Origin of the sequence: Streptomyces sp. NPDC088400, assembly GCF_044753355.1 — a bacterium.
Lineage (GTDB): Bacteria > Actinomycetota > Actinomycetes > Streptomycetales > Streptomycetaceae > Streptomyces.
In genome coordinates, this window is the sequence record NZ_JBIVMZ010000002.1 from 594135 (window position 1) to 615793 (window position 21659).

Below are 21659 nucleotides of genomic sequence, written 5' to 3' on the forward strand. Positions count from 1 at the left end.
CCCGAGAGAGCGTGCATGAACACTTCTCAGCAGTACATCGAAGCCCTCCGCTCCTCCCTCAAGGAGAACGAGCGGCTGCGCCGGCAGAACCAGCGGCTGATCGCGGCGGCGGTGGAACCCATCGCCGTCGTCGGTATCGGCTGCCGGTTCCCCGGCGGGGTGGCCTCGCCCGAGGATCTGTGGCGACTGGTCGCCGAGGGCCGGGACGTGATCTCCGACTTCCCGGCCGACCGGGGCTGGGACCTGGACCGGCTCGGTGGCGAGGGACGTGGGCGCAGTCTCGCCCTCCAGGGCGGATTCCTCGGTGACGCGACCGAGTTCGACCCCGGCTTCTTCGGCATCTCACCACGCGAAGCGGTCGCGATGGACCCCCAGCAGCGGCTGCTGCTGGAGACCGCGTGGGAGGCGCTGGAACGGGCCGGGATCGCACCGACACGGCTACGCGGCAGCCGTACGGGAGTGTTCGCCGGAACCACCGGACAGGACTACGGCAAGGTCGTCGCGCGCTCCCGCGACGACATGGACATCTACTCCACCACCGGCCACGCGGCGGGAGTCATCTCCGGCCGGCTGTCCTACGTACTCGGTCTCGAAGGCCCGGCCGTCACCGTCGACACGGGCTGCTCGTCCTCACTGGTCGCGCTGCACTGGGCGGTCCAGTCGCTGCGCGCGGGCGAGTGCACCCTCGCACTGGCCGGCGGCGCGACCGTGATGTCCACCCCCGGCATCTTCGTCTCGTTCACCGCACAAGGCGGACTGGCCGCCGACGGACGCTGCAAGCCGTTCTCCGACGCGGCCGATGGGGTCGGCTGGGGCGAGGGCGCCGGAATGCTCGTCCTGGAACGGCTGTCGGACGCCCGGCGCGGCGGCCACCCCGTACTGGCGGTCATACGCGGCAGCGCCATCAACCAGGACGGCGCCTCCAACGGCCTCAGCGCCCCCAACGGCCCCGCGCAGCAGCGTGTGATCCGGGCCGCTCTGGAGAGCGCCGACCTCACGGCCGACCAGGTCGACGCGGTGGAGGCACACGGCACCGGCACCACTCTCGGCGACCCCATCGAGGCGCAGGCCCTCCTCGCGACGTACGGACAGGGGCGCGAACGCCCGCTGCTGCTCGGCACGGTGAAGTCCAACATCGGCCACACGCAGGGCGCCGCCGGTGTGGCGGGCGTGATCAAGACGGTGATGGCCCTGCGCCACGGCGCGCTGCCGCGCAGCCTGCACACCGAGGTGCCGTCGACCAATGTGGACTGGACCGCCGGTTCCGTCGAACTCCTGACGGAACACACGGCCTGGCCCGAGACGGGGAGCCCCCGGCGGGCCGGTGTGTCCTCGTTCGGGATCAGCGGCACCAACACGCATGTGATCCTGGAACAGGCGCCGACCGCGGAGGAGCGGGCCGAGACTCCTTCAGTGGTGCCCGGTGTCGTCCCCTGGGTGGTCTCGGGCCGTACGGCCGCCGCACTCGACGAGCAACTCGCCCGGCTCACCCCCGCGGTGGCCGGCCACGACCCGCTGGACGTCGGGTTTTCGCTGGCCACCGGCCGGGGGGTGTTCGAGCGGCGGGCCGTCCTGCTGGCAGGTCCCGGCGAGGGCGAGGCATACGAGATCGCGCGCGGCACGGCCTCGGACGGGCCGCTCGCGGTGCTGTTCTCCGGCCAGGGCTCACAACGCCTCGGTATGGGAAGGGAGTTGTACGGCCGGTTCCCGGTGTTCGCGAAGGCGCTGGACGAGGTGCTCGCGGGGCTGGCCGGGAGTGCGCCGGAGGCCGCCGGATCCGCTGAATCCGCTGAATCCGCCGGATCCGCTGAATCTGCCGGACTCGCCGGATCCAAGAACGGGTCGGGCGGCGCGGAAGACACACTCCGCGCGGTGATCTGGGGGGAGGACCCGGACCGGCTCGACGAGACCGGCTTCGCCCAACCGGCCCTGTTCGCCGTCGAAGTGGCGTTGTACCGGCTGATGGAGTCGCTGGGCGTCACACCGGACTTCGTGGGCGGACACTCGATCGGCGAGGTCGCCGCCGCGCACGTGGCGGGCGTGCTGTCGCTGGCGGACGCGTGCGCGCTCGTCTCCGCGCGGGCCCGTCTGATGCAGGCGCTCCCGCCCGGCGGGGCGATGGTGGCGGTCGAGGCCACCGAGGACGAGGTCCTGCCCCTGCTCTCCGACGGTGTGTCGATCGCCGCCGTGAACGGCCCGTCGTCGGTGGTGATCTCCGGCGCCGAACCGGCGGTGCTGGAGATCAGCGCCAGGTTCGGGGCCGAGGACCGCAGGACGAGCCGCCTCCGGGTCTCGCACGCGTTCCACTCGCCCCTGATGGACCCGATGCTGGACGAGTTCCGCGCCGCCGTGGCCGGCCTCTCCTTCCGCCGCCCCGCCATCCCCGTGGTGTCCAACCTGACCGGCCGGACCGCCACGGCCGACGAGCTGTGCTCGCCCGAGTACTGGGTGCGGCACGTACGCGAGGCCGTACGGTTCGCCGACGGCGTCCGGAGCCTGTCCGGCCAGGGGGTGCGCACCTTCCTGGAACTCGGCCCGGACGGCGTACTCTCCGCCCTGGTACGGCACTCGGCGCCCGACGACGCCATCGCCGTACCGGTGCAGCGCAAGGACCGAGGCGAGGAGATCGCCCTGGTAACGGGGTTGGCCCGGCTGCATGTGGCCCTGGCGGCCAAGCCGGTGGACTGGCCCGTACTGTTCGCGGGCACCGGCGCGCGTCGCGTGGACCTGCCGACCACGGCGTTCCAGCGCCGCCGCCACTGGCCCTCGGGCGCCGGGCGCGCCCGGGACGCGGCCGGGCTCGGCCTGGGAGCCACGGACCATCCACTGCTGGGCGCGGCCGTCGACCTCGCGGACGGCGCGGGCGTCGTGTTCACCGGCCGGGTGTCCGCGCTCTCGCACCCCTGGCTCGCCGACCATGTGGTGGGCGGCCGCATCCTGGTGCCAGGAACTGCCTTCCTGGAGCTGGCCGTTCGCGCCGGCGACGAGTTCGGCTGCGACCGTATCGACGAACTCACCCTGGCCGCGCCCCTGGTACTGCCCGAGCGGGGTGCCGTACACCTCCAGGTCCGGGTCGGCGCGGCCGACGACCACGCCCGACGTCCGGTCACCGTCCACGCCCGGCCCGAGGGAACGGCGGACCGCGCGGACGGTACGGATGGCACGGAGGACAGCCCGTGGACGCAGCACGCCTCGGGTCTGATCAGTCCGGGCCGGATCACCGGTCCCGAGGGCGGCGCCCGGACGGCGACCGCCGCTCATGCCGGCGCGGACTTCGACGCGACGGTGTGGCCCCCCGCCGGCGCCGAGCGCATCGAACTCGGTGACTGCTACGCGCACCTCGCCGACCTGGGCTTCACCTACGGCCCCGCCTTCCAGGGGCTGCGGGCCGCCTGGCGCCGGGGCACCGAGCTGTTCACCGAGGCCACTCTGCCCCGGGAGGCCGAGGCCGACGCCTCGGGCTTCTGCCTCCATCCCGCGCTCCTCGACGCCGCGCAGCACGCCTCGTCCTACGCGGACCTCGGCGCCCTCAGCGAGGGCGGCGTTCCGTTCGCCTGGGAGGGCGTCTCGCTGTACGCGTCCGGGGCGACGACCGTACGGGCACGGCTGGCGCGGAACGGACACGGAGCCGTGTCGATCGTCATCGCCGACCCGGCCGGTGAACTCGTCGCGTCCGTCGACTCGTTCGTCACCCGCCCGCTCGCGGACGGGCAACTGGACGCGGCGCGGGCGGTCGGCACCGGCTCCGACGCGTTGTTCGGCCTCGGCTGGACACCGGTGACGGAGGAACCCGGCGCCGCACACGCGGGCCAGGTCGCCCTGATCGGGTCGGCGGCCGACGCGCTGCGGGAGGTCGCCGCGTCCGTCGGGACGCACCAGGAAGCCGTCGGGACGCATGAGGAAGCCGTCGGGACGGACCTGGAAGCCGTCGAGGTGTACCCGGATCTGGCCGCGCTCGCCGAGCGCCCGGCCCCGGTCCCGGAGATCGTCGTCACCGAACTCGCGACCGTACCCGCCCAGGGCATCGTGGCGAGTGCCCACGCCACCGCCGCGCGCGCACTGAGCCTCGTACAGGAGTGGCTGGCGGACGAACGGTTCAACGGCTCCCGTCTGGTCGTGGCCGTCCGGGGCGCCGCCGACGACGTCGCCCTCGCGCCGGTCTGGGGTCTTGTACGGTCCGCGCAGGCCGAGCACCCCGGCCGGATCACCCTGTTCCACCTCGGAGACGACGCGATCCCCGACGCGACGCCCGAGGCGATCCCCGAGGCGATCCCCGACGCGATGGACGGGGCGCTGCGCCGGACGTCCGACGCGACGGTCGGGGCAGCTCCGGTGGCGGCGCTCTCGCGGGCGCTGGCCCTGCCGGAACCGGAAATCCTGCTCCGTGACGGACAGCTCTTCGTCGCCCGGCTCGAACGGCGGGCCCCCGGGCCGGACGCGACGGCGGCCGCCTGGGACACCGCGCGTACGGTCCTCATCACCGGTGGGACCGGCGGCCTGGGAGCGCTGCTGGCCCGGCACCTCGTGACCGAACACGGCGTACGGGACGTACTGCTGGCGTCGCGTCGCGGCCCCGAGGCCCCCGGCGCCGGAGACCTCACCGCCGAACTGACCGGGCTCGGCGCCCGGGTGCGTGCGGTGGCCTGCGACATCGCCGACCGCGCCGCCCTGGCGGAACTGCTGTCCGGGCACGACATCGGCGCCGTCGTGCACACCGCCGGGGTGATCGACGACGGTGTGGTCGGCGCACTCACCACCGAACGCCTTGACGCCGTGATGCGGCCGAAGGTGGACGCGGCCTGGCATCTGCACGAGCTGACCCGGGAACTGGGCCTGGAACTCTCGGCGTTCGTGCTCTTCTCCTCCGCCGCCGGCACCATCGGCGGGCCGGGGCAGGCCAACTACGCCGCCGCGAACGCCTTCCTCGACGCCCTGGCCGAGCACCGCCGAAGCCTCGGGCTGCCCGGGGTGTCGTTGGCGTGGGGCCCGTGGGAACAGTCCGGCGAGACCGGTATGACCAGCGGCCTGACCGAGGTCGACCGGGCCCGGCTGAGCCGAGCGGGCTTCCCGCCCCTGACCGCCGAGCAGGGCGTGGCCCTCTTCGACACCGCACTGGCCACCGACCGGCCCACGCTCCTCCCGATCCGGCTGGATCTGCCCGCCCTGCGTACGCGCGGCGAGGTGCAGCCGGTGCTGCGAGGCCTGGTCCGTCCCCGAGGCCGCCGTACCCGTACCACCGCACATACCGCTTCCGCCCTCGCCGCCGTTTCGACGGGGGCCCCGAGCGGTGGGCTCGGCCTGCCGGTCGAGCTGAGCGAGGCGGACCGTGACGCCGCGCTGCTGGAACTGGTGTGCGGCCGGATCGCGCTCGTACTCGGCCACGAGAGCGCGGCCACGGTCGACGCCACGCTGGCCTTCCGTGATCTGGGCTTCGATTCGCTGACCGCGGTCGAACTGCGCAACGCGCTGAGCGCGGCGACTGAACTGCGGCTCCCGGCGACCCTGGTCTTCGACTACCCGACACCGACGGCACTCGCCGACCATCTGCGCGACGAACTGTTCGGCGGGCCCGACCGGACCCCGGTCTCCGGGCCGATGGTCACCCAACTGCCGGTCACCGACGACCCGGTGGTGATTGTGGGGATGGCGTGCCGGTATCCGGGTGGGGTGTCGTCTCCTGATCAGTTGTGGGATCTGGTGTCCGGTGGTGTGGACGCGGTGTCGGAGTTTCCGGCGGACCGTGGCTGGGACCGGGATGGGTTGTATCACCCGGATCCCGAGCATCCGCGTACGTCTTCGACGCGTGCGGGTGGGTTCCTGCACGAGGCGGCGGACTTCGATTCCGAGTTCTTCGGGATGAGTCCGCGTGAGGCGTTGGCGACGGACGCACAGCAGCGGTTGTTGCTGGAGACGGTGTGGGAGGCCGTCGAACGTTCGGACATCGACCCGCTGTCACTGCGGGGGAGCCGCACCGGTGTGTTCGCCGGTGTGATGTACAACGACTACCGCACCCTGCTGACCGGCGACGAGTTCGAGGCGTTCCGGGGCAACGGCAGTGCGCCGAGTGTGGCGTCGGGTCGGGTGGCGTACACGCTGGGCCTGGAGGGCCCGACGGTCACGGTGGATACGGCGTGTTCGTCGTCTCTGGTGGCGATGCACTTGGCGGCGCAGGCGCTGCGGGCGGGTGAGTGTTCCCTGGCGTTGGCCGGTGGTGTGACGGTGATGTCGACGCCGTCCACTTTTGTGGAGTTCTCCCGGCAGGGCGGCCTCGCCCCGGACGGCCGCTGCAAGTCCTTCGCCGACGCGGCCGACGGTGTGGGCTGGGCCGAGGGCGTGGGCATGCTGGTACTGGAGCGGATGTCCGACGCGGTGCGCAACGGCCACGAGGTCCTGGCGGTGGTGCGTGGTTCGGCGGTGAACCAGGACGGTGCGTCGAACGGTCTGACGGCTCCGAACGGTCCGTCGCAGCAGCGGGTGATCCGGCAGGCGCTGGCGGGGGCGGGACTCTCGTCCGCTGATGTGGACGCGGTGGAGGCGCACGGTACGGGTACGACGCTGGGTGACCCGATCGAGGCGCAGGCCCTGGTCGCCGCCTACGGTCAGGACCGCGAACGACCGCTGTTGCTGGGCTCGGTGAAGTCGAACATCGGTCATACCCAGGCGGCTGCGGGTGTCGCGGGAGTCATCAAGATGGTGCAGGCGATACGTCACGAGACGCTGCCGCGCACCTTGCACGTGGACGCCCCGTCGTCGCACGTCGACTGGTCGGCGGGCGATGTCGAGTTGCTGCGGGAGAACACGGCTTGGCCCGAAACGGGCCGTCCACGGCGGGTGGGCGTCTCCTCCTTCGGCGTCAGCGGTACGAACGCCCATGTGATCCTGGAACAGGGCCCATCGCTGGAGCCGCGCGTCGAGGAACCGACGGTGACGCCTGGCGCGGTGCCCTGGGTCGTATCGGCCAAGAGCGAAGCGGCACTGGACCGCCAATCGGACCGCATCCGGTCCTTCGCGGCCGAGCGTTCCCTCTCGCCGCTGGACATCGGGCTCTCACTGGTCACCAACCGATCGACGTTCGAGCGGCGGGCGGTCCTGCTGCCGGGCTCGGGCGAGGTCGCCCGAGGCTCGGTCACGGTCGCGGCGGGTCCGTTGGCGTTTCTGTTCAGTGGTCAGGGTGCGCAGCGGCTGGGTATGGGGCGGGAGTTGTACGGTCGGTTCCCGGTGTTCGCGGAGGCGCTGGACGCGGTACTCGCGGAACTGGGCGACGGGGAGGGTTTGCGTGGGGTGATCTGGGGTGAGGACCCGGACGCCCTCAATGAGACCGGCATCGCTCAGCCGGCGTTGTTCGCGGTTGAGGTGGCTCTGTTCCGGCTGTTGGAGTCCCTTGGCGTTACGCCGGACTATGTGGGTGGGCATTCGATCGGTGAGGTGGCGGCTGCGCATGTCGCGGGTGTGCTGTCGTTGGCTGATGCGTGCCGTTTGGTGGTGGCTCGTGCGCGGTTGATGCAGGAGCTTCCGCGTGGCGGGGCGATGGTGGCCATCCAGGCCACCGAGGACGAGGTCCTGCCGTACCTCTCCGAGCTGGTCTCGATCGCTGCCGTCAATGGGCCTTCGTCCGTGGTGGTGTCCGGTGTCGAGGATGCGGTACTGGAGGTTGTGGGGCGGTTCGAGGGGCGCCGGTCGAGTCGCCTGAGGGTCTCGCATGCGTTCCATTCGCCTTTGATGGAGGGGATGCTGGACGAGTTCCGGGGTGTGGTGTCGGGGCTGGAGTTTCGTGCGCCGTTGATTCCGGTGGTGTCGAATCTGACGGGCGCTCTGGCTACGGCTGAGGAGCTGTGCGCGCCTGAGTATTGGGTGCGGCATGTGCGGGAGACGGTTCGGTTTGCCGATGGTGTGCGGGCGTTGGCCGAGGCAGGTGTCCGTACCTTCCTCGAACTGGGCCCGGACGGCGTGCTCTCGCCTCTGGTCCGTGAGTCGGCACCGGACGAGGCCGTGGCCGTCCCCGTACTGCGCAAGGACCGTTCGGAGGAGACGGCGGCTGTCACCGCACTGGCCGGGCTCTATGTGACGGGTGTGGCCGTGGACTGGCCCGCGCTCTTCACCGGAACCGGCGCGCGGCGGGTCGAACTGCCGACATACGCCTTCCAGCACCGGCGGTACTGGCCTTCCGCGCCGACGGCCGTGGGGGACGCCTCTGGGCTGGGGCTGGCCTCGGCGGAACATCCGCTGCTGGGCGCGTCCGTGCCCCTGGCGGATGCCGACGGAGCGGTGTTCGCCGGTCGGCTGTCGGTGACGACGCATCCGTGGCTGGCCGACCACACCGTGATGGGCAGGATTCTCGTACCGGGGTCCGCGCTCGTGGAGTTGGCGATCCGGGCCGGAGACGAGTTCGGCTGCTCATGGATCGAGGAACTGACCCTGGCCACACCGCTCGTACTGCCGCAGCGGGGTGCCGTACAGATCCAGGTACGAGTGGGCGCGGCCGACGACGGAAGCAACCGGCGCACGGTCACCGTCCACGCCCGGCCAGAGGTCACGGGCGGCGGTACCCCCGGGCCATGGACCCAGCACGCCGCCGGCACACTCTCCACCGATGCCCCGGCGGGCCACGCCGAGGTGGCCGCGCTCGACACCTCTGTGTGGCCGCCGACCGGGGCCGAGCCCGTCGATCTCGGCGACTTCTACGCGGCTCGGGCCGAGGCAGGTTTCGACTACGGCCCGGTGTTCCAGGGCCTGCGGGCCGCCTGGCGGCAGGGCGAGGACGTCTATGCGGAAGTAAGCCTGGGCGAGGCCGACTTCAACATCAACGACACCGACGAGGACTACCAGAGCCTCAGTGGACTCATCGAGACCGGCGGATTCGGCCTGCACCCTGCACTGCTGGACGCGGTGCTGCACGCGACGGCACTGACCGTTGAGGACGGCGTGCTCCCGTTCGTCTGGGAGGGCGTCTCCCTGCACGCGTCGGGCGCGACGACGGTACGGGTCCGCCTCACCCACACCGAACCGGACAAGATCGCCATCGCGATCGCCGACCCGGCGGGGCAGCCGGTCGCCACGGTGACCGGGCTGGTGGTACGCCCGATCACCCCCGGACAGCTGGACGCGGTGGCCGCCCCGGACCAGGACTCGCTGTTCCGGGTCGAGTGGACCGCCGCCGAGCCGGGCGGCAGGCACACCGGCCCTGTGGCCGTCGTCGGTCCTGACGCCGCTGTCCTGACCGATGCACTTGGACTGACAGAGAGCGGGGTCACCGCCGACGCGTATCCGGACCTGGCCGGGTTGGCCGAGAGCGATGCGGTTCCGGAGATGGTGCTGACCGCGCTGTCCGGGGGCGGCTCGGAGAATACGGTGGATGTGGCGCATGGTGTGGCGTCGCGGGTTTTGGGTTTGGTGCAGGAGTGGTTGGCGGGGGAGCGGTTTGCCGGTTCCCGGTTGGTTGTGGTGGTCCGTGGTGCGGGTCAGGGTCCCGTTGCCGGTGTGGTGCGTGGGCTGTTGAGGTCGGCGCAGTCGGAGCATCCGGGGCGGTTCGGTCTGCTGGAGTTGGACGGTGAGGGTTGCTCGGGTTCGGTGCTGTTGGAGGCGCTGGGAGCGTCGGGTTCCGAGCCGGAAATGGCTGTCCGTGAGGGGCGGCTTGGAGTGCCTCGGTTGGTTCGGGCTGTGGAGTCCGGCGAGGCGGGGCCGGTGTGGGACGGTTCCGGCACGGTTTTGATCACGGGTGGTACGGGTGGTTTGGGTGCGGTGGTGGCCCGTCATCTGGTGGTTGAGCATGGGGTGCGGGATCTGCTGTTGCTGTCCCGGCGGGGTCTGGATGCTCCGGGTGCGCGGGAGTTGGTGGCTGAGCTTGCCGGGCTGGGTGCTGACGCTGATGTGGCGGCCTGTGATGCGGCGGATCGTGAGGGTCTGGCCGGGGTGCTGGCTGGTCGGGATATTTCGGCTGTGGTGCATGCGGCGGGTGTGTTGGATGACGGTCTTGTTGGGTCGTTGACGTCTGAGCGGCTGGATGGTGTGTTGCGTCCGAAGGTGGATGCGGGTTGGTTTTTGCATGAGTTGACGCGGGATATGAGTCTGTCGGCGTTTGTGGTGTTTTCGTCTGCTGCGGGTACGTTGGGCAGTGTTGGTCAGGCGAATTATGCGGCGGCGAACGGTTTCCTTGACGCGTTGGTGGAGTTCCGGCGTGGGCAGGGTTTGCCGGGTGTGTCGTTGGCGTGGGGTCCGTGGGAACAGGCGGACGGCATGCTGGGCGAACTGTCCGCCGCCGACCGTGAGCGCATGTCGCGCGCCGGCCTACCGCTGCTGTCGGTCGAGCAGGGGCTCGCGCTGTTCGACGCGGCACTGAGTAGCGGCGAACCGGTTTTGCTGCCTGTGTCGCTGGACCTCCCCGCCTTTCGTTCCAGCGGTGACGTTCCGCCTCTGCTACGCGGCCTGACGCGCACGCGCCGTACAGCTGGTCGCCGCGCTGCCACGGGCGGTCTCGGAGAGATCGTGGCCGGGCTGGGTGAGGTCGAGCGGCATGAGGTGTTGCTTGACGTGGTGCGTAGTCAAGTTGCTCTGGTGCTGGGATATCAGGGTGCGGCTGCGGTGGATGCGGCTCGTTCGTTCCGTGATCTCGGGTTTGACTCGTTGATGGCGGTGGAGTTGCGGAACGGGTTGAGTGCGGCGACGGGGTTGCGGCTTCCGGCGACGCTCGTGTTCGACTACCCGACCGCGCAGGCGCTTGCGACACATCTGCTCGGTGAGTTGCTGGGTGTCGAGGCTGCTGTATCCGTGCCGGTGGGCGTACTGCCGCCGGTGGCGGATGACCCGGTGGTGATTGTGGGGATGGCGTGCCGGTATCCGGGTGGGGTGTCGTCTCCTGATCAGTTGTGGGATCTGGTGTCCGGTGGCGTGGACGCGGTCTCGGAGGTTCCCGCTGAGCGCGGTTGGGATCTGGAGTTGTCTACGCGCGCGGGCGGGTTCCTGCACGACGCTGCGGAGTTTGATCCCGAGTTCTTTGGGATGAGTCCGCGTGAGGCGTTGGCGACGGATGCGCAGCAGCGGTTGCTGTTGGAGACGGTGTGGGAGGCCGTCGAGTGTGCCGGGGTGGATCCGGTGTCACTGGGAGGGAGCCGAACCGGTGTATTCGCCGGTGTGATGTACGGCGATTACGGGACGTTGCTCGCGGGGCGCGAGTTCGACGGGCTACGGGGCAGCGGCAGCGCACTGAGCGTGGCGTCGGGCCGGGTGGCGTACACCCTGGGCCTGGAGGGCCCGACCGTCACGATTGATACGGCGTGTTCGTCGTCGCTGGTGGCGATGCACTTGGCGGCGCAGGCGTTGCGTGCGGGTGAGTGCTCGCTGGCCTTGGCCGGTGGCGTGACAGTGATGTCCACCCCGTCCACCTTTGCGGAGTTCGATCGTCAGGGTGGGTTGTCGCCTGATGGTCGGTGCAAGGCGTTTTCTGATGAGGCTGATGGTGTGGGCTGGGGCGAGGGCGTGGGGATGCTCTTGCTGGAGCGGTTGTCGGACGCGGAGCGTAACGGGCATTCGGTGTTGGCGGTGGTGCGTGGGTCGGCGGTGAATCAGGATGGTGCGTCGAATGGTTTGACGGCGCCGAATGGTCCGTCGCAGCAGCGGGTGATTCGCCAGGCGCTGGCCAGTGGTGGTCTGTCGCCCGCCGATGTGGATGTGGTGGAGGCGCACGGTACGGGTACGACGTTGGGTGACCCGATCGAGGCGCAGGCCCTGCTGGCGGCTTACGGGCAGGATCGTGAACGTCCGTTGCTGTTGGGCACGGTGAAGTCGAACATCGGTCATACGCAGGCGGCTGCGGGTGTGGCGGGGGTCATCAAGACGGTGATGGCCATGCGGCACGGGGTGCTGCCGCGTACGTTGCACGTGGATGCTCCGTCATCGCATGTGGACTGGACCGCCGGCGATGTCGAACTGCTGCGGGAGAACACGACCTGGCCCGAGACCGGACATCCTCGACGGGCCGGCGTCTCATCCTTTGGTGTCAGTGGCACGAATGCTCATCTGGTCCTTGAGGCCGCGCCATCTGCGGAGCGGCTGGTGGAACGTGAGGTTGAGGCACCGACGGTGGTGCGGGGTGTGGTGCCATGGCTGGTGTCGGCCAAGTCCGAGACGGCGTTGGACGCTCAACTCGACCGACTTCGGTCGGCTGTGGAGGAACATTCCCTTTCGCCCATAGATGTCGGGTTCTCGCTGGTTGTCGGTCGGTCGGTGTTCGAGCACCGGGCGGTGCTGCTGGCGTCGGAAGAGGGTGTGGTCGAGGCTTCCCGGGGTTCGGTCGCGCAGGGTCCGTTGGCGTTTCTGTTCAGTGGTCAGGGCGCTCAACGGCTTGGTATGGGGCGGGAGTTGTTCGGTCGGTTCCCGGTGTTCGCGGAGGCCCTGGACGCGGTGCTCGCGGAACTGGGCGACGGGGAGGATATACGTGGAGTGATCTGGGGTGAGGACCCGGATCTTCTCAATGAGACGGGTTTTGCTCAGCCGGCCCTGTTCGCCACGGAAGTGGCCCTCTTCCGGCTGCTGGAGTCCCTTGGCGTTACGCCGGACTATGTCGGTGGGCATTCGATTGGTGAGGTCGCGGCGGCTCACGTGGCCGGTGTTCTGTCGCTCGCGGATGCGTGCCGTCTGGTGGCGGCCCGCGCCCGTCTGATGCGGGAGCTTCCGCGTGGTGGGGCGATGGTGGCGATCCAGGCCACCGAGGGCGAAGTCCTGCCGTACCTCTCTGAGTTGGTGTCGATCGCTGCGGTCAATGGGCCTGCGTCGGTGGTGGTGTCCGGTGTCGAGGATGCGGTGCTGGAGGTTGTGGGGCGGTTCGAGGGGCGGCGTACGAGTCGGCTTGCTGTGAGCCATGCGTTCCATTCGGCGTTGATGGACGGGATGCTGGACGATTTCCGTGCGGTGGTGTCGGGGCTGGAGTTTCGTGCGCCGTTGATTCCGGTGGTGTCCAATCTGACGGGTGCCCTGGCCGGTTCCGATGAGCTGTGTGTGCCTGAGTACTGGGTGCGGCATGTGCGGGAGACGGTTCGGTTCGCTGATGGTGTGCGGGCGTTGTCCGAGGCGGGTGTGCGTACCTTCCTGGAGCTGGGTCCGGATGGTGTGCTGTCGGCGTTGGCTCGTGAGTCGGTGTCGGACGAGGCCGTGGTCGTGCCCGTTCTGCGTAAGGACCGTGGTGAGGAGACGGCGGCCGTTACGGCGCTTGCCCGCCTGCATGTGACGGGCGTGGCCGTCGACTGGCGGGCGTACTTCGCGGGCACGGGTGCCCAGCGGGTCGACCTGCCCACGTACGCCTTCCAGCGTCAGTCGTTCTGGCCCCCGGTTGGGGTGGGCCGGATGGGTGACGTACGGGCCGCCGGGCTGGCGTCGGCGGAACATCCGCTGCTGGGCGTGGCCGTTTCGTTGGCCGAATCGGATGGGGCGGTCTTCTCCGGCCGTCTCTCGGTGTCCTCACATCCGTGGCTGGCCGATCACACGATCATGGGCCGTGCCCTGGTCCCGGGAACTGCCCTTGTTGAGTTGGCGATTCGGGCCGGTGACGACTTCGGGTGCGACACGGTCGAGGAGCTGACCCTGACCGCACCGCTGGTGCTGCCGGAACGGGGAGCCGTACGCGTTCAGGTGTTCGTCGGCCCAGCCGATGACTCCGGGCGGCGGACCGTGAAGGTGCACTCCAGGCCGGACGGTTCCGACGAACTGCCGTGGACCGAGCATGCCACCGGCCTCCTTACCGTGACGAGTCTGGAGCGGGCCGAGAGCGGATTCGATGCGGCGGTGTGGCCGCCGGCCGGTGCAGAGCCGGTCGACCTCGGCGACTTCTACGGGGCTCGTGCTGAGGCGGGGTTCGCGTACGGCCCGGTGTTCCAGGGGCTTCGGGCGGCCTGGCGGCGCGACGGTGAGGTGTTTGCCGAGGTGGCCCTGCCCGAGGGCGTGGGCACGGAGGGGTTCGGAGTCCATCCCGCGTTGCTGGACGCCGTCCTGCACGCGGCCGTTTTCTTCGACGGCGTGCAAGACGGCGGTCTGCCTTTCGCCTGGGAAGGGGTGTCTCTGTACGCGTCGGGGGCGACGGCCGTGCGTGCGCGGCTTTCGTACGGTGAGCGGGACGGGGTGTCGATCGAGGTTGCGGATGCGGCGGGTCGTGCGGTCGCGTCGGTTGAGTCGTTGGTGACGCGTCCGGTTGTGGCTGATCAGCTTGCGGGCGGTCAGGTTCTGGGGCGGGATTCGCTGTTCCGGGTGGAGTGGGCTCCGGTGTCCGGCGCGGCAGACATCGGGGCGTTCGTGGCGTCCGGGGTTGCGGTGGTCGGGCCGGGCGAGGCGCTGTCGGAAGTGTTGCGGGATGCGGGGGCCGAGGCCGGGTTGTGGGCGGATCTGGGTGAGTTGGCTGCGAGTGAGGAGCCGGTGGCCGGTGTGGTGCTGGCTGTGGTTCCGGGGGAGTCGTCGGCTGACGAGGTGGTGGCTGCGGCGCACGAAACCGCTTCGCGAGTCTTGGAGTTGGTGCAGGCGTGGCTGGCGGGGGAGCGGTTTGCCGATTCCCGGTTGGTTGTGGCGGTCTGCGGCGTTGGTGAGGGGCCTGTTGCCGGTGTGGTGCGTGGGCTGTTGAGGTCGGCGCAGTCGGAGCATCCGGGGCGGTTCGGTCTGCTGGAACTGGAGAGCGAGGACTGCTCGGGGCCGGTGCTGCTGGAGGCGCTGGCTGCTGCGGAGCCTGAGATTGCGGTCCGTGAGGGGCAGATTGTGGCTCCTCGGCTGGCCCGGGTCCAGGTGCCTGACGAGTCGGGGCCGGTGTGGGACGGTTCCGGCAGGGTTTTGATCACGGGTGGTACGGGTGGTTTGGGTGCGGTGGTGGCCCGTCATCTGGTGGTTGAGCATGGGGTGCGGGATCTGTTGTTGCTGTCCCGGCGGGGTCTGGATGCTCCGGGTGCGCGGGAGTTGGTGGCTGAGCTTGCCGGGCTGGGTGCTGACGCTGATGTGGTGGCGTGTGATGTGGCGGATCGTGAGGCGTTGGCTGGAGTCTTCGCGGAGTATGACGTTTCGGCTGTGGTGCATACGGCGGGTGTGCTGGATGACGGTCTTGTCGGGTCGTTGACGTCTGAGCGTGTTGATGGTGTGTTGCGTCCGAAGGTGGATGCGGGTTGGTTTTTGCATGAGTTGACGCGAGACATGGGCTTGTCGGCGTTTGTGGTGTTCTCGTCTGCTGCGGGTACGTTGGGCAGTGTTGGTCAGGCGAATTATGCGGCGGCGAATGGGTTCCTGGACGCGTTGGTGGAGTTCCGGCGTGGGCAGGGTTTGCCGGGTGTGTCGTTGGCGTGGGGTCCGTGGGAGCAGGCGGACGGCATGCTAGGTGAGCTGTCCGCCGCCGACCGTGAGCGGATGAATAGTTCGGGTTTCCCGCCGTTGTCCGTCGAGCAGGGTGTGGCGTTGTTCGACGCGGCGCTCGGTACGGGCGAGCCGGTGTTGCTGCCGGTGCGGCTGGATGTCTCCGCCTTCCGTTCTGGTTCCGCTGGTGAGGTGCCGTCTCTGCTGCGCGGTTTGGTGCGGTCGCGGCGTGCTGTGGGGCATGGGGCGGCGGTTTCCGGGTTTGTGCAGCGGTTGGCGGGGCTCGACGAGGTTGAGCGGCGTGAGGTGCTGCTCGACCTGGTACGTAGCCAGGTCGCGTTGGTGCTCGGCCACCAGGGCGCGGCTGCGGTGGATGCGGCTCGGTCGTTCCGTGATCTCGGGTTTGACTCGTTGATGGCAGTGGAGTTGCGGAATGGGTTGAGTGCGGCGACGGGGCTGCGACTCTCCGCGACTCTGGTGTTCGACTACCCGACCGCGCAGGCGCTTGCGACCTATCTGGTTGGCGAGTTGCTGGGTGCCGAGGCTGAGTCGTCCGTGCCAGTGGCCGTACTGCCGCCGGTGGCGGACGACCCGGTGGTGATTGTGGGGATGGCGTGCCGGTATCCAGGTGGGGTGTCGTCTCCTGATCAGTTGTGGGATCTGGTGTCCGGCGGAGTGGACGCGGTCTCGGAGTTTCCGACGGACCGTGGCTGGGACCGGGACGCGTTGTATCACCCGGACCCCGAGCACCCGGGTACGTCTTCTACGCGTGCGGGTGGGTTCCTGCATGATGCTGCGGAGTTTGATCCTGAGTTCTTCGGGATGAGTCCGCGTGAGGCGTTGGCGACCGATGCGCAGCAGCGGTTGTTGCTGGAGACGGTGTGGGAAGCCGTCGAGCGTACGGGTATCGACCCGGCGTCGTTGCGGGGAAGCCAGACCGGAGTATTCGCCGGTCTGATGTACAACGACTACCGCAACCTGCTGACCGCCCAGGAATTCGAGGCCTTCCGGGGCAACGGCAGCGCGCCGAGTGTGGCGTCGGGCCGGGTGGCGTACACGTTGGGCCTGGAAGGTCCGACGGTCACGATCGATACGGCGTGTTCGTCGTCTCTGGTCGCGATGCATCTGGCGGCGCAGGCGTTGCGTGCGGGTGAGTGTTCGCTGGCGTTGGCCGGTGGTGTGACAGTGATGTCGACTCCGACGACCTTTGTGGAGTTCTCCCGTCAGGGCGGCTTGGCCATGGACGGTCGGTGCAAGGCGTTCTCGGATGAGGCTGATGGTGTGGGCTGGGGCGAGGGCGTGGGGATGCTCTTGCTGGAGCGGTTGTCGGACGCGGAGCGTAACGGGCACGCTGTGTTGGCGGTGGTGCGTGGCAGTGCGGTGAATCAGGATGGTGCGTCGAATGGTCTGACGGCGCCGAATGGTCCGTCGCAGCAGCGGGTGATCCGTCAGGCGCTGGCGAGCGGTGGTCTGTCGCCCGCCGACGTGGATGTGGTGGAGGCGCACGGTACGGGTACGACGCTGGGTGACCCGATCGAGGCACAGGCCCTGCTCGCTGCCTACGGCCAAGACCGTGAACGCCCGTTGCTGCTGGGCACGGTGAAGTCCAACATCGGTCACACGCAAGCGGCTGCGGGTGTCGCGGGGGTCATCAAGACGGTGATGGCGATGCGGCACGGCGTACTGCCGCGCACGCTGCATGTGGATGCTCCGTCATCGCACGTGGACTGGTCGGCGGGCGATGTCGAGTTGCTGCGGGAGAACACGGCTTGGCCCGAGGCGGATCACCCTCGTCGTGCGGGTGTGTCGTCGTTCGGGATCAGCGGCACAAACGCCCATGTGATCCTGGAGCAGCCTTCCGCGCCCGTTCCTCTTCCCGAGCGGGTCGAGGAAGAGCCCGGGGCGGTCGTGCCGTGGGTGGTCTCCGGCCGTACGCCGACCGCGTTGGATACACAGATCGACCAGCTGCGGTCCTTCGTAAGTAGTGCGTCGCCTGTGGATGTTGGCTTCTCGCTGGCCACGGCCCGTACCCCCTTCGAGCATCGGGCTGTTCTGCTGGCTTCGCAGGACGGTCTGACCGAGGCAGCGCGGGGCTCCATTACACAAGGCGCCGTGGCGTTTCTGTTCAGTGGTCAAGGCGCTCAACGGCTTGGTATGGGTCGGGAGTTGTACGGGCGGTTCCCGGTGTTCGCGGAGGCACTGGACGCTGTGTTCGAAGAACTGGGCGACGGGGAGAGTTTGAGTGGGGTGATCTGGGGTGAGGACCCGGACGCCCTCAACGAGACCGGTATCGCTCAGCCGGCCCTGTTCGCCATGGAAGTAGCCCTCTTCCGGCTGCTGGAGTCCCTTGGCGTTACGCCGGACTACGTCGGTGGGCATTCGATCGGTGAGGTCGCGGCGGCCCACGTGGCCGGTGTCCTGTCGCTCGCGGACGCGTGCCGTCTGGTGGTGGCTCGTGCCCGTCTGATGCAGGAGCTCCCGCGTGGCGGGGCGATGGTGGCGATCCAGGCCACCGAGGACGAAGTCCTGCCGTACCTCCCCGAACCCTCCGGCCTCTCCGACCTTTCCGGTCAGGTGTCGATCGCTGCCGTCAACGGGCCTTCATCGGTCGTGGTGTCCGGTGTCGAGGATGCGGTGCTGGAGGTTGTCGGGCGGTTCGAGGGGCGGCGTACGAGCAGGATCGCTGTCAGCCACGCGTTCCACTCGCCGCTCATGCGCCCGATGCTCGACGAATTCCGCGCTGTCGCAGAGCAGTTGGAGTTCCGTACACCGGTCATTCCGGTGCTCTCGAACCTGACCGGCGCCCTCGCGACCGCCGATGATCTCCGGTCGCCCGAGTACTGGGTCCGGCACGTCCGTGAGACCGTACGTTTCGCCGACGGTGTCAGCGCCCTGTCCGACGCGGGTGTACGCACCGTCCTGGAACTGGGCCCGGACGGGGTGCTGTCCGGGATGGCACGGGAATCCCTGCCCGACGACGCCATCGTGGTTCCCTTCCTGCGCAAGGACCGTCCGGAAGAGACGGCCGCCGTTACCGCACTCGCCCGGCTGCATGTGACCGGTGTGGCCGTCGACTGGCAGGCGTACTTCGCGGGCAAGGGCGCCCAACTGGTCGACGTGCCCACGTACGCTTTCCAGCGCGAGCGGTTCTGGCCCACTACCGCCGCCGTCACCACCACGCCGGGCGACATGCGGGCGGCGGGGCTCGCCCCGGCGCGGCACCCGTGGCTGGGCGCTGTGGTGTCGCTGGCGGACTCGGACGGGGTGGTGCTCTCCGGACGTATCTCCCTGGACACGCATCCCTGGCTGGCCGGTCACACGGTCATGGGCCGGATCCTGCTGCCGGGTACCGCGTTCGTGGAGTTGGCGATCCGGGCCGGTGACGAGGTCGGAAGCGGCCGCGTCGAGGAACTGACCCTGGCCGCGCCCCTGGTACTGACCGAACGGGACGCCGTGCAGGTACAAGTACGGGTCGGCGCCGACGGGGACGGTGACGGAGCCGGGGACGGGCGGCGTACCGTCACCGTCCACTCGCGGCCCGACGGCCACCCGGGGGCGCCCTGGATCCAGCACGCCGCCGGCCTGCTCGCCGTCGATCCCGCCGGTCCCGCCGGTCCTGCTGGTCCCGCCGAATCCGTCGCCGCCCCGGACATGGCCTCGTGGCCCCCGCCGGGCGCCGAACCGATCGACCTCGGTGACCATTACGCGCGGCTTGCCGAAGCGGGATTCGACTACGGGACGGTGTTCCAGGGCCTGCGGTCGGCGTGGCGGATCGGTGACGAGGTGTTCGCCGAGGCCGAGCTGCCCGAAAGCGCCGGCACCGGTGCGGGCGCGGACACCGGCCTCGACGGGTTCGGTGCGCACCCCGCGCTGCTGGACGCGGTCCTGCACGCCGCCGGATTCACCGGCGCGGCACAGGACGGCGACGGCGAAGGAGGCGCCCTGCCGTTCTCCTGGGAAGGAGTGTCGCTGCACGCCTCGGCGGCCAGGTCCGTACGGGCGAGGCTGTCGCGTACCGGGCCGGACAGCGTGGCGATCGCGGCCGTCGACGCGGCGGGCCAGCCCGTCTTCTCGGTGGACGCTCTGGTGGTACGCCCGGTCAGCTCCGAAGAGCTCGGCACCGGCCAGGCCGTCGGCGACGATTCCCTCTTCCGTACGGAGTGGACCGAGGCCGCCACGGAGCAGGCTGTTGCCGGGACCACACCGCCCGAGATGGCCGCCGTCGGCCTGGCGGACGACGTGGCGGAGTCGCTGAGTTCCGCCGGGATCGACGTCCGGGCGTACGGGTATCCGGATCTGGCCACGCTTGCCGCGTCGGCGGACGTGGTGCCGGACGTGGTTCTGGTCCAGTTGTCGGCCGCGCCGTCCATCGAGCCATCCGCCGAGCCGGTCACCGGGACGGCGGCCTCTGAGCCAACCACCGGACAGGTAGGGGCTGTTCACGCCACGGTTTCGCGTGCGCTGCGGCTGGTGCAGGACTGGCTGGCAGGGGAGCGGTTCGCGGATTCCCGGTTGGTGGTGCTGACACGGAACGCCACCGCCGGCGACCTGGCCGCCGCCTCCGCGTGGGGCCTGATCCGGTCCGCGCAGACGGAGAACCCGGATCGGATCACCCTCCTGGACGTGGCCGGCGAAGACCTTCCGGGAGTCGCACTGTCCCGTGCCCTGACGACGCCGGAGCCGGAACTGGCTCTCCGCGAAGGGCACGTGTTCGTGCCCCGGCTCGTAAGGGCGACGGCGTCCGACCCCGAGACCCACCCCGAGACCCACGCCGAAACCGACCCCGAAGCCGGCGCCGAAGCCGCCCCCGGGACCGGCTCCGACCCGGATACAGAGACCGACGCCGTCCGGGGCGTCGGCTCCGGTGCGGTGCTGATCACCGGTGGCACCGGCGGCCTCGGCGCGGTGACTGCCCGTCACCTCGCAACCGAGCACGGTGCCCGGGAACTCCTTCTGCTGTCCCGGCGCGGACCGGCCGCACCCGGAGCCCAGGAACTCGTCGCCGAACTGGCCGCGTTGGGCGCCCACGCCGACGTGGTCGCCTGTGACGCGGCCGACCGTGAGGCGCTCGCCGACGTGTTGTCGGGGCGGAAGATCTCGGCGGTGGTGCACACGGCCGGTGTCCTCGATGACGGTGTCATCGGGGCGCTCACCCCGGACCGGGTCGACGCCGTGCTGCGACCCAAGGTGGACGCGGCCTGGAATCTGCACGAACTGACCCGGGAACTGGGTCTGGAGCTGTCGGCGTTCGTGGTGTTCTCGTCCGTCGCCGGTACGTTCGGCGGCGCCGGCCAGGGCAACTACGCCGCCGCCAACGCCTTCCTCGATGCCCTGGCCGAGCACCGCCGCGAACTGGGGCTGCCCGGAGTGTCGCTCGCATGGGGCCCGTGGGAGCAAGGCGACGGCATGCTCGGTGAGTTGAGCGACGCCGACCGCGACCGGATGCGCCGCTCCGGCTTCCCGCCCCTCTCCACCGAGCAAGGGCTCGCTCTGTTCGACACCGGCCTGTCCACGGCGGACGCGGTGCTGTTGCCGGTCCGGCTGGACCTGCCCGCCCTGCGGACCCACGCCGACGTGCCACCGCTGCTGCGCGGCCTGGTCCGCACCCGCCGCACGGCCGACCGGTCGGCCGCCGCGGAGCCCGGGTTCGTCCAGCGGCTGGCCGGGCTGGACCAGGCCGGGCAACACGAGGCACTGCTCGGCCTGGTATGCGGGCAGGCCGCGGCAGTGCTCGGACACCAGGGCGCGGCCGCCGTCGACCCGACCCGGGCGTTCCGCGAACTCGGTTTCGACTCGCTGACGTCCGTGGAGCTGCGCAACGCGCTGAGCAGGGCGACCGGGCTACGGCTCCCGGCCACACTGGCCCTCGACTATCCGACGGCAACCGAGATCGCGTCTCATCTGCACACCCAACTGGTGTCGGGCGAACTGGCCGGCTCCGGCTCGATCCTCGCCACACTGGACCAGGTCGAGCGGGCGATAGCCGGGGCGGACGTGGACGCGAAGACACACAAGCAGATCGCCGGGCGGCTCGAAGTACTCAGGTCACGGTGGGCGACCGTGCGCGCCGACGACGGCGTACCGGGCGACGGCCCGGACGGTGTTGCGCGGCGGGACGCCGAACTCGACTTCGAGGCCGCTTCGGACGACGAGATGTTCGCCTTCCTCGACGATGAACTGGACGGCTCGTGACCACAGAGCGGGGAAAGAGAACGGGAAGGGAAGGAACGGGAAAAACCCGAGACCTTTCCATGGGAAAAAGATCCTGTGGCGTCGTCGGACATTCCCGTGGGCGCACAGTGGAGAGGTTCCAATGACGCGGGGAACCCGCCTGGCATAACGTGAGT

At 69.9% G+C, this 21659-nt stretch carries 1 protein-coding gene; it reads left to right on the forward strand.

The genetic code is table 11. The features are described 5' to 3' along the window. The first annotated feature begins 15 nt into the window (after positions 1-15). Positions 16-21504, forward strand: a complete 21489-nt coding sequence (locus tag ACIQD6_RS07225) for a type I polyketide synthase (RefSeq protein WP_401879129.1) — start codon at positions 16-18, stop codon at positions 21502-21504. The last annotated feature ends 155 nt before the right edge of the window (positions 21505-21659 follow it).